We start from the raw sequence: 18,953 nt of genomic DNA, 5'->3' as shown, positions 1-18,953 counted from the left end.
GCACTCCACGGTCGCCAAGGTCGCGCGTGTCGCGCGTGGCCAGGTACCGATGCCAACCCGACGGCCGACGAGACCCCGTTCTCCGACAAGCCATTGTGAATCCCCCCAGATCGCGTGAATGTGCCGCCCCCCGACGGAACCGGGCGATCCCGGCTTGGGTAAGCCGCGTGCCCGTTAGTGCAGTATGCCCCATCTTGGGTGATAACTGAAGGCGTCGCATCTTGTCACCGATCCGGGGCGTGTGATTTGGGCAAATCGTGCTACGCGACGACATGCTGGCTCAGGGGCGCCCGGAAGTCGCCCACCCACGGCGGGTTCTCGTGTTGTGCGTGGGCAACGCGTCGGACATGTGCCGGCTCTCGAACCGGGGCTTGGCTGAGCGTCTGGATGAGCTGAACGAGGGCGTCGGCGGGACGTGCAACGGTTAGTGGGTTCACGGTGTCGCAGCTTCGTCTATCGCTGGCAGGTCGGGCACCAATACGTCACCCGGTCACCGCCCTTGTCGGTCTCGATGCGGGTACCGCACCGCCGACACGGCAGGCCCGCGCGGCCGTACACCCAGACATCCTGACCGGGGCGGGTGTTGCCGGTGGTCGTACGGTTGATGCGTAACCGGTTGGCCCACAACATCTGCTGGGCGCGGGTCGCCATCCGCACCGGATCGGGCAGCTGTGCCACCGCCGTGCCCGGCAGCAAGCCGAATACGAAGCACAGTTCGTTGGCGAACACGTTGCCCACGCCGGCCATCACCCGCTGATCCAGTAGCGCCTCGGCCAGCGGCCGGTCGGGGTCGGCCATCAGGTTGGCCGCGGCGGTCTGGGCCGACCAGTCTTCACCGAGCAGGTCTGGGCCCAGGTGGTCGACCGCGGTCATGTCGGTGGCGCGGTCGAGCACTTCGAGCACGCCGAGATCGATTCCGGAGGCGCGCGATTCGGCGGTCTCGAGCACGATGCGGATCTTGTAGGCCGGAGCCCGCACCCGGCCGATGATCCACGCGCCGTCCATCTTCAGGTGGGAGTGGATGCTGGCCGCGCCGACGCGGATGAACAGGTGCTTGCCGCGGCTGAGCACTTCGTCGACGGTCTGCCCGGACAGATCCACCGCGGCGAAGCGCGGCACCCGCACGTCGCAACGGGTCAACACCTTGCCCTCCAGGGCTGTGCGCAGCTTGTCCGCGGTCCGGAACACGGTATCGCCCTCGGGCATCAGCGCAGCCGCAATCCGCGAGGCGTGCGGGAGAAGCCAGCGGAGACCAGCGACTCGACGACCACGGAGTCGCGCTGCTCGAGTACCGGAACGCCGTCGATCCGTTCCACCAGCAGGGCCGGAACCCGTTGCCGGGTGACCAATTCGGCCAGCGCGGCGGCCGCCGCGTTCGAGGTCTCGGCGTCACCGGTGAAGCTCAGCAGCGACCGGCCGCCGCGTTCGACGAACCAGGCCAGCGCGCCGTCGACGAGCACGACCAGCGCTCCGGCTTTTCGGCCGGGCCGGTGTGCGGTGTCGGCGTCGGGGTCGCGGACCGGCCACGGCAGTGCCGCTCCGAAGGGGTTGGCCGGGTCGGTCGCGGCCAGCGCCACCGCGCGCAGCGCACCTTGGCGGTCGTCGATGCTGTCGGCGTGGGTGCGCAGCCGGTCGACGGTGCTGGCCGTGGCGAACTGCGCGCCGCCGAGGGATTCGACGAAATAGCCGCGCTGGCAGCGCCCGGCCTCTTCCATCGTGGTGAGCACCTTGTACAGCGAGGCGAACCCGCCCGGGACGTTCTCGGCAGCCGCGGCGCCCTTGGTCAGCACCCCGTGGCGGGCCAGCAGTTGGTCGGCCTGGAAGTGTGCGCGGACCGTGGTGTCGGTCTCGGGCAGCGGCAGCGCCGACCACCGACCGGCGACCGTCGGGTCGGAGTCGCGGTGGCTCAACGCACTCGAGCTCAGGCTGTAGCGGCTCAGCCGGGGCGCGCGCCGGTGCCGGTGCGACGGGGTGGCCGCACGCCGCGTGCCCGAACCGCGGGTGCCGGCCAGCAGCGCCCGTACCGGGGCGAACGTGTCGCCGCTGACGTGGCCAGCCCAGATCAGCTGCCACAGCGCCTCTTTCAGGGACTCGCTGCTGACGCCGTCCACCGACAGCTGCCGGAAGAAGTACGCGCCGCCCCCCGACAGCGCGTCCAGAAGCGCGCGGTGCACGTCGGTCATCTCGACCTCGCTCGGCGCCGCGAGTGACAGTGGTGCGGTCTCGGCGGGATGGAACGCCACCCAGCCGTCTGCGGTGGACAGCGCGCCGACACCCGACCACAGCACTTCGCCGGAGGCGAGCAGCTCGTCGAGCATGCCGGGCTGGTAGTCGCGCACGCGCTGTCCGAAGATCAGCGGTTCGACAGCCGAGGCGGGCATCGGCACGCCGGCGAGTTGATCGATCACCGCGGCCAGTCCGTCGACGCCGGACACCGATTCGCTGCCGAGCAGCTGCCAGGACGGCAGGAAGCGGCCCAACGCGGTGGTGCTGACCGGTTCGATCTGTGCGCGCAGCGCCGCCAGCGAGCGGCGGCGCAGGATGCGCAGCACCTCGGCGTCACACCACTGTTCCCCGGAATCGGCGGGAGCGTCGCTGAATTCGCCGCGGACCAGCTTGCCGTCGACGGTGAGGCGACCCAGCACGTCGGCGGCGACCCGCACTCCGAGTCCGAACCGGGCGGCGGCCTCGGCGGTGGTGAACGGGCCGCGGGTGCGGGCGAACCGTGACAGCAGTTCTCCCAGCGGGTCGACGACCGGTTCGAGGAACGCGATCGGCACCCCGACCGGCACCGCGACTCCGACACCGTCCCGCAGCCGGGCGATGTCCTCCACCGCGGCCCACCAGCTCTGCCCGGCATAGGACACGGTCACCACCCGCTTGGCCGTCAACAGGCCTTCCAGCCAACCCCCCACGTCGTCGGCGGTGCTGCGCGCGGCGACCTCGTCGGTGGTCAGCGGGCCGAGCAGGCGCAGCAGGTCGGCGACGCCCTCGGCGTCGCGGGCCAGCCGCTCCTCGGTCAGATGTTGCAGCTGGCGTGACGTGCTGGCGACGACGTCGGCGTCGAGCAACTCGCGCAGCTCGACACGGCCCAGCAGCTCCGCCAGCAGCGTCGGGTCGAGCGCCAGCGCGGCGGCCCGCCGCTCGGCCAGCGGGCTGTCGCCTTCGTACATGAACGCCCCGACGTAGCCGAACAGCAGCGACGCCGCGAACGGTGAGGGGGTCGGGGTCTCGACCTCCAGCAGCCGCACCCGGCGCTGCGCGATGCGGCCCATCAACGCCGTCAGCATCGGCACGTCGTAGACGTCCTGTAGACACTCCCGCACCGCCTCGAGCACGATCGGGAAGTCCGGATAGTTGCGGGCCACGTCGAGAAGCTGGGCGGCACGCTGACGCTGATGCCACAGCGGCGAGCGCTTGCCGGGGTGGCGGCGGGGCAGCAGCAGCGCCCGCGCGGCACATTCGCGGAACCGTGAGGCGAACAGCGCCGAGCTGCTGACCTCGGTGGTGACCAGCGGCTCGATCTCGTCGGGGTCGAACACGAAGATGTCGGCGCCCGGGGCGGCGTCGTCGGTGTCGGGCAGCCGCACGATGATGCCGTCGTCGGAGGCGGTGGGCTTTTCGTCGATGCCGTAGCGGTCGTAGAGCCGCTTGCCGACGGCCAGTGCCAGCGGCCCGTGCACCCGCAAGCCGTAGGGGGAGTGCAGGATGACCCGCCAGTCGCCGAGTTCGTCGCGGAACCGTTCGACCACCAGCGTGGTGTCCGACGGCACCGCTGAGGTGGCCTGGCGTTGCTCGTCGATCAGCTGCCACAGGTTGTCGATCGCAAAGTCGTCGAAACCGATTTCCCGGCAGCGGGTTTCGAACTTCTCCCGGTCCAGGCGGGCCAGCTCGCCGGTGAACGCCCCGATCGCCGCGCCCAGCTCCGCGGGCCGGCCGACGCCGTCACCGCGCCAGAACGGTAGCCGCGCCGGCTCGCCGAGGGCGGGGATCACCAGCACCCGGTCGTGGGTGATCTCGGTGATGCGCCAGCTCGTGGCGCCCAGCGAGATGACGTCACCGGGCCGGGACTCGTAGACCATCTCCTCGTCGAGTTCGCCGACCCGGGAGGGCTTCTCGGAGTCCGCCGAGGAGGCCAGGTAGACGGTGAACAGCCCGCGGTCGGGGATCGCGCCACCGGAGGTGACGGCCAGCCGCTGGGCGCCCGGCCGGGCGGTCAGCGTCCCGGCATCGCGGTCGTAGACGATGCGTGGACGCAGCTCGGCGAAGTCGGTGGACGGGTACTTGCCGGCGAGCAGGTCCAGTGTCGCCTCGAACGCGCTGCGCGGCAGCGTCGCGAACGGGGCGCTGCGCCGCACGGTGTCGAACCAGCGGTCGGCGTCGATCGGTTCCAGCGCGCTGGCGGCGACGGTGTGCTGGGCCAGCACGTCGAGCGGGTTGGCCGGCACCTTCATCGTCTCGATCTGCCCGGTCAGCATGCGCTGCACACTGACCGCGCACCCGATCAGGTCGGTGCGGTGCTTCGGCAGCAGCACACCCTGGCTGATCTCGCCGACCTGGTGTCCGGCCCGGCCGATGCGTTGCAGCCCGCTGGCCACCGACGGCGGGGTCTCGACCTGGATGACCAGATCGACCGAGCCCATGTCGATGCCGAGCTCGAGGCTCGATGTCGCGACGACGGCCTTGAGTCGCCCGCTCTTGAGCGCGTCCTCGACCTCGGCGCGGGCTTCTTTGCTGACCGAACCGTGGTGCGCGCGGGCCAGCACCGGCTCGGCGCCGTAGGTCTGTCCGCTGCCCATCAGGTGCGCCGGCGCCCCGCCGGCGACGCCGGGGTTGTGGGAGCCGAGCTCGACGCCGGCGCGTTCGGCGTGGATCTCGTTGAGGCGCGCGGTCAGTCGCTCGGCCAGCCGCCGCGAGTTGGTGAACACGATCGAGCTGTGGTGCGCCTCGATCAGGTCGACGATGCGCTCCTCGACATCGGGCCAGATCGAGTTGTCCTCCAGGTTGGCCATGTCGGGTACCGGCACCTGCACGGCGAGATCGAAGGTCTTGGCCGCCGGCGGCGCGACGATCGTGGTCGGTGACGCGCCGGACAGGAATCGGGCCACCTCCTCGGGCGGGCGCACCGTCGCCGAGAGCCCGATTCGTTGCGCGGGCCGCTCCAGCATCGCGTCGAGGCGTTCCAGCGACAGCGCCAGGTGTGCGCCGCGTTTGGTGCCCGCCACGGCGTGCACTTCGTCGACGATGACGGTCTGCACGCCGGCCAGGGAGTCGCGGGCCGCCGAGGTCAACATCAGGAACAGCGACTCGGGGGTGGTGATCAGGATGTCGGGCGGTTTGGTGATCAGCTCGCGCCGCTTGGCGGGGGTGGTGTCGCCGGAGCGCACGCCGACGCTGATCGCCGGCGGCGTCTGGCCGGTGCGCTCGGCGATGCGGGAGATGCCGGTCAGCGGCGTGCGCAGGTTGCGCTCGACGTCGACGGCCAGAGCCTTGAGCGGGGACACGTACAGCACCCGGGTCGAGCGGGTGGGGGAGGGTTCACGGGCCAGCCCGTCGATCGCCCACAGAAACGCCGCGAGCGTCTTCCCCGATCCGGTGGGGGCGATGACCAGGGTGTTGTCGCCGTCGGCGATCGCGTTCCATGCTTGGGCCTGCGCCGGGGTGGGTTCGTGGAACGTGCCGGTGAACCACTCGCGCGTCAGCGCGCTGAAGCGGGCGAGCGGGTCGGTGGTCACGGGCACCCGTCCATGGTGCCTGCTGGGTCCGACAACTGCTCTGAGCAGGGGTGAAGTCGTCGAAAACGGGGGCTGCCGGCGTCCGTCGCGGCGTATTCTGAGCGCTGCGACCCATCGGGCGCCCTCATGCGGACGCCGTGGGACGCGCCGGACGCGCGACCTCGTCGTGCGCTGGTGGATGGAGTGAGACATGCGATGGATCTGTGCACCGGTGGTTCCCGTCCTGCTTGTGTCGTCGGTGGCGCTGGCCCCCGTCAGCGGGGCCGAATGCTCCAACGCGGGGGCGACGACGATCTGTTCGCAGGGTGAAGTGCGCTCATCGGGCACCGGCACCGGACCCGTGGGCTCGACCGGGCCGTATGTGCCCTACCCCTGCGAGTGGGGCTACTACGCCTGCGACGACTTGTGGAACGTGGGCATCAACCTGGGCTTCAACAGACCGTGATGGGTCAACGACAGCGAATCAAGGAGAACGGCATGGCTGATGGGATGTCCACCCGGCGCGTGGTGGCCGCAGTGCTCGGACTGGGCGCGTTGTCGCTGGGCGTCGCCGCGCCGGCCGCATCCCAGCCGCCGCCGAACTGCTCGTCGGCGGACCTGGCGGGGGTGATGACCGGGGTGCTGGCGTCGACGACGGCGTATCTGTACACCCATCCGCCGGTCAACGCCTTCTTCACCACGATCGGCGACCTCGATCCCGAGCAGCGGCGGGTGGCGTTGGCGGAGTTCCTCGACACGAATCCTCAGGTCAAAGCGGAGTTGCAGGGCATCCGGCAGCCTGCGGTGGACTTCCGCAACCGCTGCGGCCGCGACATTCCCGACCTCGGCGAGAGCTGATCCTCAGCGCGCGCCGAGTGCGACCGCCTCGGCCAGCGCGGCCGGGATCCCCGGCACGCGGGCGACCGCGTCGAGCAGTCCGTGCGCGCACAGGTCGGCGATCAGGTCGGCGTCCAGAGCCGGATCGAGCAGACGCTGGCGGCACATCTCGAACGTAAACGCCAGCCAGCCGTAGATGGTGGCCCGGAGATCGCGCTCGACATCAGCGCCCATTGCGCCACCAACCGCGTCGCTGATCCGGCCGATGATGCGGTTGGCCTGGCGGTCGTTGTCGATGTCCTCGATGCCGCGGAGCACCGGGTCTGAGCGGCCCATGCCCATGTATGCCGCCCAGGCGCCGTGCGGATGCCCCTCGTCGTAGTGCAGGTAGGCCAGCACGCCGGCGCGGACCTGGGCGAACAGCGTCTGTCCCGGCTCCGGCGGGGTGTTGGTGGCCTCAAACAGCCGCTCACCCTCGGCTCGGACGACGGCGGCGAAGAATGCCCGCTTGTCGGGAAAGTAGTGGTACATCAGGGCCCGCGACACCCCGGCGCGCTCGGCGATCTCGTCGATGCGCACCTCGTCGTAGGGCCGCTGGCCGAACACCTCGGCGCCGAGCGCCAACAGCTCGTTGCGGCGGTCGTCGGGTGAGAGTCGTCGTCGTGGTTCCCCCATGACCGCCATCCTACTTGACACATGTACAACAGCAGCGGAGGCTGGTGTCATGTCCATCGTCGACGACCGGCGCGCGTTCCCCAAGTTGCCGCACCCGGGTCGCCGGTTGCCGCTCATCGGTGATGTGCTGTCCTTCGACGCCGACACCCCGTCCCAGTCGGCGATGAAGCTGGCCCAGCTCGGGCCGGTGTTCGAGTTCCGGTTCCTGGGTGCGCGCTATGTCGTGGCCGCCGGATCCGATGTCGTCGCCGAACTCAACGACGAGAGCCGGTTCTGCAAGCACGTCGGTCCCGACATCGAGGCGCTGCGGCTCCTCGGCGGCGACGGCTTGTTCACCGCCTACAACGACGAACCGAACTGGCAGAGAGCCCACGATGTGCTGATGCCCGCCTTCAGCCAGCAGGCGATGCGTCAGTACCACGCGATCATGTTCGACGTCGCCGACGAACTGACCGCCCGCTGGGATGAGCGCGAGACCGTCGACGTGTCCGCCGACGCCACCCGGGTGACATTGGAGACCATCGGGCGGTGCGCGGCCGGACATCCGTTCGGTGCGTTCGACTCCGAAGATCCGCACCCGTTCGTCGAGCACATGGTGGCCGGACTGAAGGGTTCCGACCGCGTGGGTGTGCTGCGGCAGACCTTCCTGCCGCGCTGGTTCGCCCGTCGTGCCGAGCGGCATGTCCTGGTGCACGCCGCGGCGATGCACCGGATCGCGGACGAGATCGTCGCCGAACGGTTGCGCGAGGGCCCGGGCCGTCACGACGACCTTCTCGAGCTGATGCTGCAGTCCGACCTCGAGCCGGCCAACATCCGCTATCAGCTGATCAACTTCCTGGTCGCCGGGCACGAAACCACCTCGGGCGCCTTGTCGTTCGCGCTGTACTTCCTGGCCCGGCATCCGGAGATCGCCGACCGCGCCCGCGCTGAGATCGCCGAGGTCTGGGGCGAGCAGCAGCGCCCGGACTTCGAACTGATCGCCAAGCTGCGCTATGTGCGGCGGGTGTTCGACGAGGCGCTGCGCCTGCACCCGACGGTGCCCGGCTACTATCGCGCCGCCCGCGAGGACACCTTGCTGGCCGGGGTGCACCCGATGCGCAAGGGCGACTGGGTGCTGGCGTTGACGATGACGCTGCACCGCGACCCGCGCTGGGGTGGCGATCCCGATGCCTTCGATCCGGACCGCTTCGCGCCCGAGAACGTCAAGGCCCGTCCGGCGGGGTTGTACAAGCCGTTCGGCACGGGACCCCGGTCCTGCATCGGTCGGCAGTTCGCGTTGCATGAGGCGGTCCTGCTGCTGGCGGTGCTGCTTCGCCGCTACGACTTGATCCCCGACCCGGACTACGAACTGCAGGTCGCCGAGCGGTTGACTCTGATGCCCAAGGATTTCCACCTCACCCTGCGCCGGCGATAGCCCCACCCCTGTATCGCGAGCGCTCGCGCCCGGCGAGTGATTACTTTCGGCCCTTCTCGCCTCCCATGCCCGTCGCCACACTGGGCGGTATGGACGATGGCGAGCAGCACTATCACGACGTTCTCGACGAGTTGCGGCCCGAACACCGGGCGCTGCGGCAGGCAATCCCGGAGGTGTATCAGGGCTTCAACGCCATCAGCGCGGCGGCCCTGTCCGACGGTGCGTTGAGCCGCAAGGTCAAAGAGCTGATCGCGATGACGATCGGTGTCGTCCACGGCTGCGACGGGTGCATCGCCTCGCACGCCAAGGGAGCGGTCCGGGCCGGGGCCACCGAGCAGGAGGCTGCCGAGGCGATCGCGGTGGGCATCATGATGCACGGCGGCCCGGCGACCGTCTATGGGGCGCGGGCCTTTTCGGCGATCCGAGAGTTCTCCGCGGAGACGGTGACGAGCTAATCGTTGCGCAGCGTCCGCTGGTAGCGGCGCATCCCGGCGATCCACCGGTCGTAGTCGGCGCCCTTGTGCCGGTACATCTCGAGCAGCTCGGGATGGGGGAGCACGAGGAACCGGTCGGTGCGCATCGCCTCGAGTGTGGCCGCCGCGACGTCGTCGGCGCTGATGACCGCCGCCGAGTGTTCGATCGACGACGCGCCGAGCCGGGCGTCGGCGTCGTCGATGCCGCGGATGTTCTGCAGCAGAGGCGTTTCCACGCCCAGCGGGCACACGCAGCTGACCCCGATGCCGTCGTCGCCGTAGGTGATCGCCAGCCATTCGGCGAACCCGACGGTGGCGTGTTTACTCACCGCGTAGCCCGCGGCACCGAGCTGGGTCAGTAGGCCCGCGGCCGAGGCCACCGACACGAAGTAGCCACTACCGATCGAACGCCAATGCGGCACCAGCAGGCGCGCGGCGCGGATATGGGCACGCAGGTTCACGTCGAGGGTCACATCCCAGTCGGCTTCGGAGCCGAGCGCGGGCGCCCCGATGACTCCGGCGTTGGCGACGTAGATGTCCACGGGTGCGAACTCGTCGCCGGCCAGCCGTAGCAGCGCTGCGATGTCCTCGGTGTCCGCGGCGTCGGCCCGCAGGGCGATGGCCTGGCCGCCGGCCGCCCGGATGTCCGACGCGCTCTGATGCGCACCGGCCTCGTCCAGGTCGCCGACCACGACCCGCACGTCTTGTTCGGCCAGTTGCCGGGCCAGTGCCTGCCCGATTCCCGATGCTCCGCCGGTGACGACGGCGACCTTGCCCGCGAGATCCATGTACAGAGTGTGCCTTCGCGCGCCACAAGCGCGCGGAGAATCACAGCGTGGAGCGGCGTGTCGTCGTGCAGACTCACACGCTCGCGGGGCAGGGAGTGCCGGTCAGCCGAAATGCACACCCTGGGCCAGCGGCAGCTCCGAAGAGTAGTTGACCGTGTTCGTCGCGCGTCGCATGTAGGCCTTCCACGCATCCGATCCGGATTCGCGACCGCCGCCGGTCTGCTTCTCGCCGCCGAAAGCTCCGCCGATCTCCGCGCCTGACGTGCCGATGTTCACGTTGGCGATGCCGCAGTCCGAACCGTCGGCAGCCAGGAACCGCTCCGCCTCGCGCACATCGGTGGTGAAGATCGACGACGACAACCCCTGCGGCACCGCGTTGTTCAGCGCGATCGCCTCGTCGAGCGTGTCATAGGTCAGCACGTAGAGGATCGGCGCGAACGTCTCGGTGTGCACGATGGCGGTCTGTTCGGGCATCCGCACCACGGCGGGTTCGACATAGAAGGCCTCGGAGGCGCCGGTGTCGACACGCTCCCCGCCGGTCACCTCGCCGCCTTCGTCACGTGCCTGCTGCAGCGCGCCCACCATGTCGCGGTAGGCGGTCTCGTGGATCAGCGGCCCCACCAGGGTGTCCGAGGCGAACGGATCACCCACCGGCAGCTGCCGGTACGCCGCCACGATCCTCGACACCAGGTCATCGGCAACCGACGAGTGCACGATCAGTCGGCGCAGCGTCGTGCATCGCTGTCCCGCGGTTCCGGCGGCGGAGAACACGATGCCGCGCACGGCGAGGTCCAGATCGGCGGCCGGGGTCACGATCGCGGCGTTGTTGCCGCCCAGTTCGAGCAGGACCTTGCCGAAGCGTTCGGCGACCCGGGGGCCGACCTGCTTACCCATACGTACCGATCCGGTCGCGCTCACCAGCGCGACCCGGGGGTCGTCGATCAGGCGCTCGCCGACCTCGCGACCGCCCAGGATCAACCGGCTCACGCCGGCGGGTGCGCCGACGTCGGCGCAAGCCTGCTCGAGCAGCGCCTGACAGGCCAGCGCGGTCAGCGGAGTGAGCTCAGAAGGCTTCCACACCACGGTGTCCCCGCACACCAGCGCCACGGCGGTGTTCCATGCCCACACCGCCACCGGAAAGTTGAAGGCGGTGATGACGCCGACGACGCCGAGCGGATGCCAGGTTTCCATCAGCCGGTGCCCGGGTCGCTCGGAGGCGATCGTCTTTCCGTACAGCTGGCGCGACAGGCCGACGGCGAATTCGCAGATGTCGATCATCTCCTGGACCTCGCCGGCGGCTTCGGAGGTGATCTTGCCGGCTTCGATGGTGACCAGGGCCGCCAGCGCGGCCTTGTGTTCCACGAGCAGCGCCCCGAGCCGGGCCACCAGCGCTCCGCGCACCGGCGCCGGGGTCACCCGCCACGCCGAAAACGCTTCCGCTGCTTGGCCGATCGCCGTGTCAGCGTCGGCGGGCGTCGATTCGGGCACGGTGAACAGCACGTCTCCGGTGATCGCGGTGCTCGCGGGCAGGCCGCCATCGTTGGGGCTGCCGAGTTCGACCGTCGCGCCGACGGAAGCCAGGGCGTCGCGGACGCGTGAGCGCAGGTCGTCGGCGGTGGGCAGGGCGGTGGACACGGCGGTGCTCATGGGTGGCTGGCTTTCTGTTCGGTGTGATGGTGCTTGTCGGCGCGGGTCCGTGTGGCGCTCGGATACAGTGCGGCCATGAGCGACGGCGAACTCGACGAGATCGACCGCACGCTGGTCCGGGAGTTGGTGGCCGATGGTCGCGCGACGTTGGCGCATCTGGCGGCCACGGCGGGGTTGTCGGTCTCGGCGGTGCAGGCGCGGGTGCGACGGCTGGAATCGCGTGGGGTGGTGGCCGGATACACCGCGCGCATCAACCCCGAGGCGGTGGGCGCCATGCTGTCGGCGTTCGTCGCGATCACCCCTCTCGATCCCTCTCAACCCGATGATGCCCCCGCCCGACTGGAACACATCCCTGAAATCGAGGCGTGCTACTCGGTGGCCGGCGAGGACAACTATGTGCTGCTGGTGCACGTCGCTTCGGCGCGCGCGTTGGAGGCGCTGCTGCAGCGCATCCGTACCGCCGCCGACGTGAAGACGCGCAGCACGATCATCCTACAGAAGTTTTACAGTGAAAGGCGATACGTCCCGGATTAGTTGCGGTCTTGAAGCGATATGGCAGGAATATAAGCGGTATCATGGCGGAATGACTGCCGTCCTTCCTGCGCTGGTTCCGGCCGATGTCCGCCCCGTTCTGTCCCGCAGCATCCTCGCCGACGGCCTGGATCTGGTTCTCGACCTCAATCGGTCGCGCGGTTCACGCCTCGTCGACGCGCGCACCGGACGCAGCTTCCTGGACATGTTCACGTTCTTCGCGTCGTCGGCGTTGGGGATGAACCATCCGGGCCTGGCCGATGACGAGCAGTTCCGTGCCGAGCTCATCGCCGCCGCGTTGAACAAGCCCAGCAACTCCGACGTCTACAGCATTCCGATGGCGCGTTTCGTCGACACGTTCGCCCGCGTGCTGGGTGATCCGGCGCTGCCGCACCTGTTCTTCGTCGACGGGGGAGCGCTGGCCGTCGAGAACGCGTTGAAGGTCGCGTTCGACTGGAAGAGCCGGCTCAACGAGAGTCGCGGGATCGATCCGGCGTTGGGTACCAAGGTGCTTCACCTGCGCGGAGCCTTCCACGGTCGAAGCGGCTACACCATGTCGCTGACCAACACCGATCCGAACAAGGTGGCCCGCTTCCCGAAGTTCGACTGGCCGCGCATCGATGCGCCCTATGTCCGGCCCGGTTTCGACGACGACGCCATGGCTGCGCTGGAAGCCGACTCGCTGCGGCAAGCCCGCGCCGCCTTCGAGGCGAACCCGCATGATGTCGCCTGCTTCATCGCCGAACCGATCCAGGGCGAGGGCGGCGACCGCCATTTCCGGCCGCAGTTCTTCGCCGCGATGCGCCGCCTGTGTGACGAGTTCGACGCGCTGCTGATCTTCGACGAGGTGCAGACCGGATGCGGCATCACCGGAACCGCCTGGGCCTATCAGCAATTGGGTGTCACCCCCGACGTGGTCGCGTTCGGCAAGAAGACGCAGGTGTGCGGCGTCATGGCGGGCGGGCGCACCGACGAGGTGGCCGACAACGTCTTCACCGTCAGCTCGCGGATCAACTCGACCTGGGGTGGCAACCTGGCCGACATGGTGCGGTCGCGCCGAATCCTGGAGGTCATCGAGGCAGACGGGTTGTTCGAGCAGGCCGCCGAGCGGGGCCGCTACTTGATCGAATGGCTACAGGACCTCGAGGAGCATTTTCCCGACCTGGTGCGCGACGTGCGCGGCCGCGGCCTGATGTGTGCGTTCAGCATGCCCGACGCCGCGCAGCGCGACGCGCTGATCGACGGTCTGTGGCGGCGGGGGGTGATCATGCTCGGATGTGGAGCCGACAGTGTCCGGTTCCGGCCGGCGTTGACCGTGTCGCACGACGAGCTGGACGCTGCGGTCGAGGCGGTGCGGGCGGTGCTCAGGTCGATGTCGGTTCACTCGGCCGGGTGAGCCGGCGGATCGTCGTCCGCAGCGCCGCCAGCTCCGCGCCACTGACGAGCTCGCAGCCGTGACGTTCGGCCAGTTTGCGTGCCGCCGGGGTGAATTCGTGGTTGGTGACGACCATAGTGCGGGTGCAGTCCTGCATCGCGGCACCGGCGACGACCTCCTGCACGGCGCTGGCGCCGACCGGGCGTGAGTACCGTTTGCACTGCACGGCAAGCCGATTGGGGCGATGCCCGACGATCAGGTCGACACCCCAGTCCCCGCTGATCGACGTCATGATCACCGGCACCCCGGCCGAGCGCGCGATGTGCGCGACGTAATCCTCGAACTCGGTGCCGGACATGGCATCGGCGCGATCGCGCTCCCGGTGACCGGGGGTGGCGGCACCCACCACGGTGGCGATGAGAAAGCTGGGCGCGGCCATCGCGAGCAGCCCGGCGGCCACGCTCCACAGCGGTGACGCGCCGGCCAGGTAGGCGGTGACGGCGGCGGCCACGCCGAGCGCCAGCAGCACCGTCCACCGCAGCCTCGTCACGCGCGCATCGTAGGCCGCGACCCCGACAGACCCGGTTTACCGGGCGGGGTGTCCGGGAACTTCTGGTTCCACAGTTGTACGACACGAAAGAGCCAGGCCATGACCGACCTGTCCCAGCATGGGCATCGCAGCATCGACGGCGACACCGGGGTCCGGGATGCTTTGCGGACGGGCCTGGGCTTCGCCGCTGCGGGGCTGGTGTTTTTCGTCCTGGCCGGGTTGTGGCTCGGGACGTGCACCGGAGCGGTCGCGGACCCGCTGGCCTGCGGCGTGCCGCAGCGCACGGCGCTCACGCTCGGGGCGCCGGTCATCCTCGCCGCGGGCGGAGTGTTCTCGTTGGCGCGGCTGATGCGGGTGCGGCGAGAGGAGTTCGCCTGGTGGGCGTGGCTGGGTGCGGCCTGGTTGCTGCTGGCGCTGGCGGTCCTCGGGCTGTTCGGCGCGGCACGCTGAAGCGGGCACCCGCCGCACCTTGTTCGCGACATTGCGCTGACGCGGGCACCCGCAGCAGCTTGTTCGGCGCGGCACGCTGAAGCGGGCACCCGCCGCACCTTGTTCGCGACATTGCGCTGAGGGTTGCGTTCTTCGGTTGTCCACAGCCCTGGCCGCAATGTGGGCGTTAGACGCGCCACTGTGTCGGGGCTGCCAATGAGCATCGCCTCATGCGAAGGGTGTTCATCGGCAGTGAGGCGTTGGCCGGCGGCGGGCTCACCCGTGCGGCGTTGCGCTGGAACTATCGCCGGTTGTTCCCCGGCGTCTATGTCCCGGCCGCAATCAGTCCGTCCCTGCGCGACCGCACCCTCGGAGCGTGGCTGTGGTCGGGCCGCAACGGAGTGATCGCGGGACGCGCGGCAGCCGCCCTGCATGGAGCCCGTTGGGTCGACCGACAGACCCCTATCGAGATGATCTATCGGTGCGGACGACCTCCGCCCGGCATCATCGTTCGCAACGAGAGGCTCGACGGTGACGAGGTCACACAGGTCGGTTGCCTGCTGGTGACCACCGTGCAGCGAACCGCGTTCGATCTCGCTCGGCATCGGCCACGCAACGAGGCCGTGGCCGATCTCGATGCGCTCGCGCAAGCGACGGGTGTGAAGGCCGTCGACGTGCTGGCTCTGGTGCAGCGATACCCCGGGGCGCGGGGTACCCGCAGGGCCGCCACTGCACTGGGCCTGATGGACGCCGGTGCGCAATCGCCCAGGGAGACGCGACTGCGACTGATCCTGGTCGACGAATGGCTCGACCCTGTGCGGACCCAGATCAAAGTGACCGACGGGTCGACCGTGGCCTACCTGGACATGGGCTACGACGAACCGATGATCGGCCTGGACTACGAAGGCAGCCATCACAGTGACGATCGCCCGACGTACGTCTATGACATCGGGCGAGCCGAGTTCGTCGAGCAGCAGGGATGGCATGACATCCGGGTCGTGAACGAGCACAGCGCCGAGTTCATCAAGTTCCGCGTGCGGCAAGCTTTTCAGCGGCGCGGATACACACCGAGATTGCTCAGGCGGTCGTAAGTAGGCGCGATCCACAGCCTTGACGGCAATTTCAATGCTCGGCGGCGTTCGGCGGCGCAGGCAACGCTGCCCCGCACGCGAACCCAGCCCCGCACGTCAACCCAGCCTCGCTCGGCGCCGGCCACACACACAGCGAAGGACCCGGCCGATCGGCCGGGCCCCTCGATGCGAAGCTCTTACTGGTTGGACTCTTGACGCTTCTCAGCGGCGTCGGCGCCGGAGCGGGCCGCTTCGGCCTCTGCTTCCTTCTTGGCGGCGTCACGCTGAGCGTCGGCCTTGTCCTGCTGGGCCTTGCCCTCGTCGACCATGTCGTTGCGACCGGTGACGGTACCGACCGCTTCCTTGGCCTTGCCCTTGACGTCTTCGACGACGCCCTTGATGCCCTCTTCGGGACCGCTGTTGTTCTTGTCGTCAGCCATGTTCACCCTCCGCTGTTGTGTGGACAGGTCGTTCTTGGCCCGCTTCTTGAGCTCAGTCCGAGTCTTCCCGGTGCCCCACGCGCCCAAACGAGTGATCTGGATCGCAGTGAAAACCATTCCGTGACAACGCCATCACGGCGGTAAAACACGCCGTTGACGGGTGTTTGGCTTCTGAGGAGCAGGGGGTACTGATCTGTCACCATGTCCAGCATTCACAGAGCGCCGTCACTGCATCATCGGTGCCAGCATCAAGAACGCCACGGCGTAAACCGCCACCGCCACCAAGATCAGGGCCGCCAGCGTCGATCCGGCTACTACCAGAACGCGTCGCAACCGCCTGGAGCCGGGCTCTTCCGTGCGTTTTGCGTCCATGACATGGGGTTACCCCAGCCTACGGGGACCGTAACGTCCATCAGCCACGCGCAGGAGTGCCCATGACCGGGAAGGGTTCGGCCTGGGGTAGTCTCGCTGGCAAGTTTCCGGGAGGTCAGATGGCTGATGTAGTGAGCCGCAGCAACGGACACTCGCACAGTCCACAAGCGGTCGAGCTGCGAGTGGCGGCTTCGCTGGAGAATCTGGCCGTCCTGCGCACCCTCGTCGCCGCGGTCGGCACGTTCGAGGACCTCGATTTCGACGCGGTGGCCGATCTGCGGCTGGCCGTCGACGAGGCGTGTACCCGGCTGGTCCGGTCTGCGGTGCCCAACTCGACCCTGTTGGTCGTCGTCGACCCGCAGCCCGAAGCGCTGTGCGTGCACGCCTCGACCACCTGTGAGAGCTCCGACATCCTTGCGCCGGGCAGCTTCAGCTGGCATGTGCTGACGTCGTTGACCGACGAGGTCAACACGTTCACCAACGGATCGTCGCCCGACGGGCAGGTGTTCGGGATCTCGATGATGACGCGACGAGCGAGTTCCTTGCAGTGACGCGGTCGTCGTCCAGGGGTTCGTCCTCACGGCCGAGCTCTGAATATGCCGACGTTGCCGACATGTTCCGCGAGTTGGCTGAGCTCGATGCGGACTCGGCAAAGTTCCAGCGCCAGCGTGACCGCATCGTCGAGCGGTGCCTCCCTCTGGCCGATCACATCGCCCGGCGGTTCGACGGCCGCGGTGAACCACGCGACGATCTTGTTCAGGTTGCGCGCGTAGGTCTGGTCAACGCGGTCATCCGCTTCGACGTGACGGCCGGCTCGGACTTCGTGTCGTTCGCGGTGCCCACCATCATGGGCGAGGTCCGCCGACACTTCCGGGACAACAGCTGGTCGGTGAAGGTTCCGCGCCGCCTGAAGGAACTTCACCTGCGGTTGGGTTCGGCCACCGCGGACCTGTCGCAGCGCCTGGGCCGCGCCCCGACGGCGTCGGAGTTGGCAGCTGAGCTCGAGATGGATCGTGACGAGGTCATCGAGGGCCTGGTCGCGGGCAGCTCGTACAACACGCTGTCGATCGACAGTGGTGGCAGCGGAAACGAGGACGCTCCCGCGATCGCCGACACGCTCGGCGACGTCGACAACAGCCTGGATCAGATCGAGAACCGCGAGGCGCTACGGCCGCTGCTCGAGAGCTTGCCCGAGCGTGAGCGCACCGTGCTGGTACTGCGGTTCTTCGAGTCGATGACGCAGACGCAGATCGCCGAGCGGGTCGGCATCTCGCAGATGCACGTGTCCCGCCTGCTCGCGAAGTCGCTAGCGCGACTCCGTGACCAGATGGAGTAGCGGGGGCGGATCCTGGTGGACGGCGTGCAGTGCGTCGTCGACGTCGACGAAGACGGGCAATGTCGCGTCCGGATCGCAGATGCGCAGCACACGCTGCACCGACCCCCCGGACGCCACCGCCCAGCGGACTTCCTGCCCGACGGTCTGCACGTTGAGGGTGTGCAGTGCGGTGAAGCCTGCGGTGGCGAAGAACGTCAGGCCCGTCAGGTCGATGACCAGGTGCTGGGCGCGCTCGGCCTGGGCCATCGCGTAGGCGACGAACTCCGCGCCGTTGGCTGCGTCGAGTTCGCCGAAGGCGGCGACGACCGCTGTGCCGTCCTGCGGCCAGGTGGTCTGGAACTGCGCGGTGTGGCTGACCTGCAGGTCAGTGGCCGCAAGTGCAGTGTTCGTGTCGTGGGTGGGCACGTGAGGCATGGTGAACTCCATCAGTCGTTTTCTCTGTGTGTTCACGCCAAGGCTTGGGCCCTATTTCTAAAAGCCGGTAACAGGAGCGGTCAGATTCTCGCCCCTGTTGACGATGACGCTGGGAGGCTGTCTTGATCAACCTCGATTTGAACGATACGCCCTTTGGTCGATCTTGGACAATGATCGTGAGAGCTTATTAACAAACGTTCAGGGTCGCATTCACACAGTCGTCACCGGCGCGGAGGTGCCCTACGAAAAAGGCGGAGCAACAACAGTTTTCGGCTGCAGGCGTGTTACTGGCCGCGGGGGCTGGAACCCGCTACGGAAAGCCGAAGGTGCTGGCCGGGGGAGGATCGTGGCTGCGTGCGGGCGTCGCAGCGTTACATGAAGGTGGCTGCGGGGACGTCGTGGTGGTGCTGGGGGCCGCGGTGGTCGACGTTCCCCCGCCGGCTCGCGGCGTCGTCGCTGGTGACTGGGCTGACGGGCTGAGCGCCTCGGTGCGCGCCGGCCTGGCCGCGCTTCCCGAGACTGCGCGGTATGCGGTGCTGACGACGGTGGACACGCCCGACATCGGCGCGGCGGTGGTGCGCCGGGTGCTGGCTGCGGCGCAATCGACAGGTCTGGCCCGCGCGGTCTACGGGGATCGGCCCGGCCATCCGGTGGTTTTCGCCCGCGAGTACTGGCCCGCTCTGCTGGACAACCTGCACGGGGACCAGGGGGCAGGACCGTTCCTGCGGGCCCGCGACGACGTCGTGCTCGTGGACTGCGCCGACCTCGCCACTGGTCGCGACGTCGACGTCAGCTGAGTCTTCCCCCGATCGGGGGAACGCCGATTCATCCTCTGCGCCGTCTGATCCGCCGACAGACGGGGCGGCCGTGGTGGGAGAGAGTTGTCTC

General features: G+C 68.8%; 20 protein-coding genes. 11 read left to right on the top strand and 9 right to left on the bottom strand.

Annotated features, from left to right (window positions below):
- Positions 1 to 453 precede the first annotated feature (453 nt).
- Together nei2 and J3476_RS05635 are read right to left on the bottom strand one after the other, a co-directional pair.
- Complete coding sequence (nei2, locus tag J3476_RS05640; protein ID WP_207065527.1) at positions 454 to 1,206, bottom strand: endonuclease VIII Nei2; 753 nt, start codon at positions 1,204 to 1,206, stop codon at positions 454 to 456.
- Positions 1,206 to 5,741, bottom strand: coding sequence for an ATP-dependent helicase (locus J3476_RS05635; protein ID WP_207065526.1), 4,536 nt, complete (start codon positions 5,739 to 5,741; stop codon positions 1,206 to 1,208). Before J3476_RS05635 ends, nei2 begins: the two co-directional genes overlap by 1 nt.
- 184 nt (positions 5,742 to 5,925) lie before the next feature.
- Between J3476_RS05635 and J3476_RS05630 the strand changes: the two genes are divergently transcribed.
- Together J3476_RS05630 and J3476_RS05625 are read left to right on the top strand one after the other, a co-directional pair.
- A complete protein-coding gene (locus tag J3476_RS05630) occupies positions 5,926 to 6,180 on the top strand; it encodes a hypothetical protein (protein ID WP_207065525.1) in 255 nt (84 codons plus the stop codon).
- Positions 6,181 to 6,212: 32 nt separating this feature from the next.
- Positions 6,213 to 6,572, top strand: coding sequence for a heme-binding protein (locus J3476_RS05625; RefSeq protein ID WP_286182635.1), 360 nt, complete (start codon positions 6,213 to 6,215; stop codon positions 6,570 to 6,572).
- Between the two features lie 3 nt (positions 6,573 to 6,575).
- On the opposite strand, the gene J3476_RS05620 is transcribed toward J3476_RS05625, so the two are convergent.
- Positions 6,576 to 7,226 carry a TetR/AcrR family transcriptional regulator gene (locus J3476_RS05620; RefSeq protein ID WP_207065524.1) on the bottom strand — a complete coding sequence of 217 codons (651 nt, stop codon included), beginning with the start codon at positions 7,224 to 7,226 and terminating at the stop codon, positions 6,576 to 6,578.
- A gap of 49 nt (positions 7,227 to 7,275) precedes the next feature.
- Here J3476_RS05620 and J3476_RS05615 point away from each other — a divergent pair, with 49 nt between their 5' ends.
- The gene (locus tag J3476_RS05615; protein ID WP_207065523.1) at positions 7,276 to 8,640 is read left to right on the top strand and encodes a cytochrome P450; all 1,365 of its coding nucleotides are present in this window, start codon (positions 7,276 to 7,278) and stop codon (positions 8,638 to 8,640) included.
- A gap of 89 nt (positions 8,641 to 8,729) precedes the next feature.
- Complete coding sequence (locus J3476_RS05610) at positions 8,730 to 9,095, top strand: carboxymuconolactone decarboxylase family protein (protein WP_207065522.1); 366 nt, start codon at positions 8,730 to 8,732, stop codon at positions 9,093 to 9,095.
- Here J3476_RS05610 and J3476_RS05605 read toward each other — a convergent pair.
- Together J3476_RS05605 and J3476_RS05600 are read right to left on the bottom strand one after the other, a co-directional pair.
- On the bottom strand, positions 9,092 to 9,901 hold the full coding sequence (locus J3476_RS05605) for an SDR family NAD(P)-dependent oxidoreductase (protein ID WP_207065521.1): 810 nt from the start codon (positions 9,899 to 9,901) through the stop codon (positions 9,092 to 9,094). The genes J3476_RS05610 and J3476_RS05605 overlap by 4 nt on opposite strands.
- A gap of 102 nt (positions 9,902 to 10,003) precedes the next feature.
- Positions 10,004 to 11,548 carry an aldehyde dehydrogenase family protein gene (locus J3476_RS05600; protein ID WP_207065520.1) on the bottom strand — a complete coding sequence of 515 codons (1,545 nt, stop codon included), beginning with the start codon at positions 11,546 to 11,548 and terminating at the stop codon, positions 10,004 to 10,006.
- A gap of 75 nt (positions 11,549 to 11,623) precedes the next feature.
- Between J3476_RS05600 and J3476_RS05595 the strand changes: the two genes are divergently transcribed.
- Both J3476_RS05595 and lat read left to right on the top strand, forming a co-directional pair.
- A complete protein-coding gene (locus J3476_RS05595; RefSeq protein ID WP_207065519.1) occupies positions 11,624 to 12,082 on the top strand; it encodes an Lrp/AsnC family transcriptional regulator in 459 nt (152 codons plus the stop codon).
- Positions 12,083 to 12,131: 49 nt separating this feature from the next.
- The gene (lat, locus tag J3476_RS05590) at positions 12,132 to 13,475 is read left to right on the top strand and encodes an L-lysine 6-transaminase (protein WP_207065518.1); all 1,344 of its coding nucleotides are present in this window, start codon (positions 12,132 to 12,134) and stop codon (positions 13,473 to 13,475) included.
- On the opposite strand, the gene J3476_RS05585 is transcribed toward lat, so the two are convergent.
- Positions 13,444 to 14,004, bottom strand: a complete 561-nt coding sequence (locus tag J3476_RS05585; protein WP_207065517.1) for a restriction endonuclease — start codon at positions 14,002 to 14,004, stop codon at positions 13,444 to 13,446. The genes lat and J3476_RS05585 overlap by 32 nt on opposite strands.
- 99 nt (positions 14,005 to 14,103) lie before the next feature.
- Here J3476_RS05585 and J3476_RS05580 point away from each other — a divergent pair, with 99 nt between their 5' ends.
- The gene (locus tag J3476_RS05580; protein WP_207065516.1) at positions 14,104 to 14,454 is read left to right on the top strand and encodes a hypothetical protein; all 351 of its coding nucleotides are present in this window, start codon (positions 14,104 to 14,106) and stop codon (positions 14,452 to 14,454) included.
- Positions 14,455 to 14,663: 209 nt separating this feature from the next.
- Positions 14,664 to 15,524, top strand: a complete 861-nt coding sequence (locus tag J3476_RS05575) for a hypothetical protein (protein WP_207065515.1) — start codon at positions 14,664 to 14,666, stop codon at positions 15,522 to 15,524.
- A gap of 176 nt (positions 15,525 to 15,700) precedes the next feature.
- Here J3476_RS05575 and J3476_RS05570 read toward each other — a convergent pair whose 3' ends face one another.
- Together J3476_RS05570 and J3476_RS05565 are read right to left on the bottom strand one after the other, a co-directional pair.
- A complete protein-coding gene (locus tag J3476_RS05570) occupies positions 15,701 to 15,943 on the bottom strand; it encodes a CsbD family protein (protein ID WP_207065514.1) in 243 nt (80 codons plus the stop codon).
- Between the two features lie 225 nt (positions 15,944 to 16,168).
- The gene (locus J3476_RS05565) at positions 16,169 to 16,315 is read right to left on the bottom strand and encodes a hypothetical protein (protein WP_207065513.1); all 147 of its coding nucleotides are present in this window, start codon (positions 16,313 to 16,315) and stop codon (positions 16,169 to 16,171) included.
- Between the two features lie 119 nt (positions 16,316 to 16,434).
- Here J3476_RS05565 and J3476_RS05560 point away from each other — a divergent pair, with 119 nt between their 5' ends.
- Both J3476_RS05560 and J3476_RS05555 read left to right on the top strand, forming a co-directional pair.
- The gene (locus tag J3476_RS05560) at positions 16,435 to 16,866 is read left to right on the top strand and encodes an ATP-binding protein (protein ID WP_163673375.1); all 432 of its coding nucleotides are present in this window, start codon (positions 16,435 to 16,437) and stop codon (positions 16,864 to 16,866) included.
- A gap of 62 nt (positions 16,867 to 16,928) precedes the next feature.
- Positions 16,929 to 17,651: an RNA polymerase sigma factor SigF gene (locus J3476_RS05555; RefSeq protein ID WP_255728452.1), complete on the top strand. Its 723-nt coding sequence runs from the start codon at positions 16,929 to 16,931 to the stop codon at positions 17,649 to 17,651.
- Here the strand turns inward: J3476_RS05555 and J3476_RS05550 are convergent.
- A complete protein-coding gene (locus tag J3476_RS05550; RefSeq protein WP_207065512.1) occupies positions 17,622 to 18,065 on the bottom strand; it encodes an STAS domain-containing protein in 444 nt (147 codons plus the stop codon). The genes J3476_RS05555 and J3476_RS05550 overlap by 30 nt on opposite strands.
- A gap of 281 nt (positions 18,066 to 18,346) precedes the next feature.
- Between J3476_RS05550 and J3476_RS05545 the strand changes: the two genes are divergently transcribed.
- Positions 18,347 to 18,862 carry an NTP transferase domain-containing protein gene (locus tag J3476_RS05545; RefSeq protein ID WP_207065511.1) on the top strand — a complete coding sequence of 172 codons (516 nt, stop codon included), beginning with the start codon at positions 18,347 to 18,349 and terminating at the stop codon, positions 18,860 to 18,862.
- Positions 18,863 to 18,953 lie beyond the last annotated feature (91 nt).

The organism is Mycobacterium sp. PO1, assembly GCF_017312405.1.
In the GTDB taxonomy this organism is placed as follows: Bacteria; Actinomycetota; Actinomycetes; order Mycobacteriales; family Mycobacteriaceae; genus Mycobacterium.
This window is presented reverse-complemented; position numbering and strand designations above follow the sequence as displayed.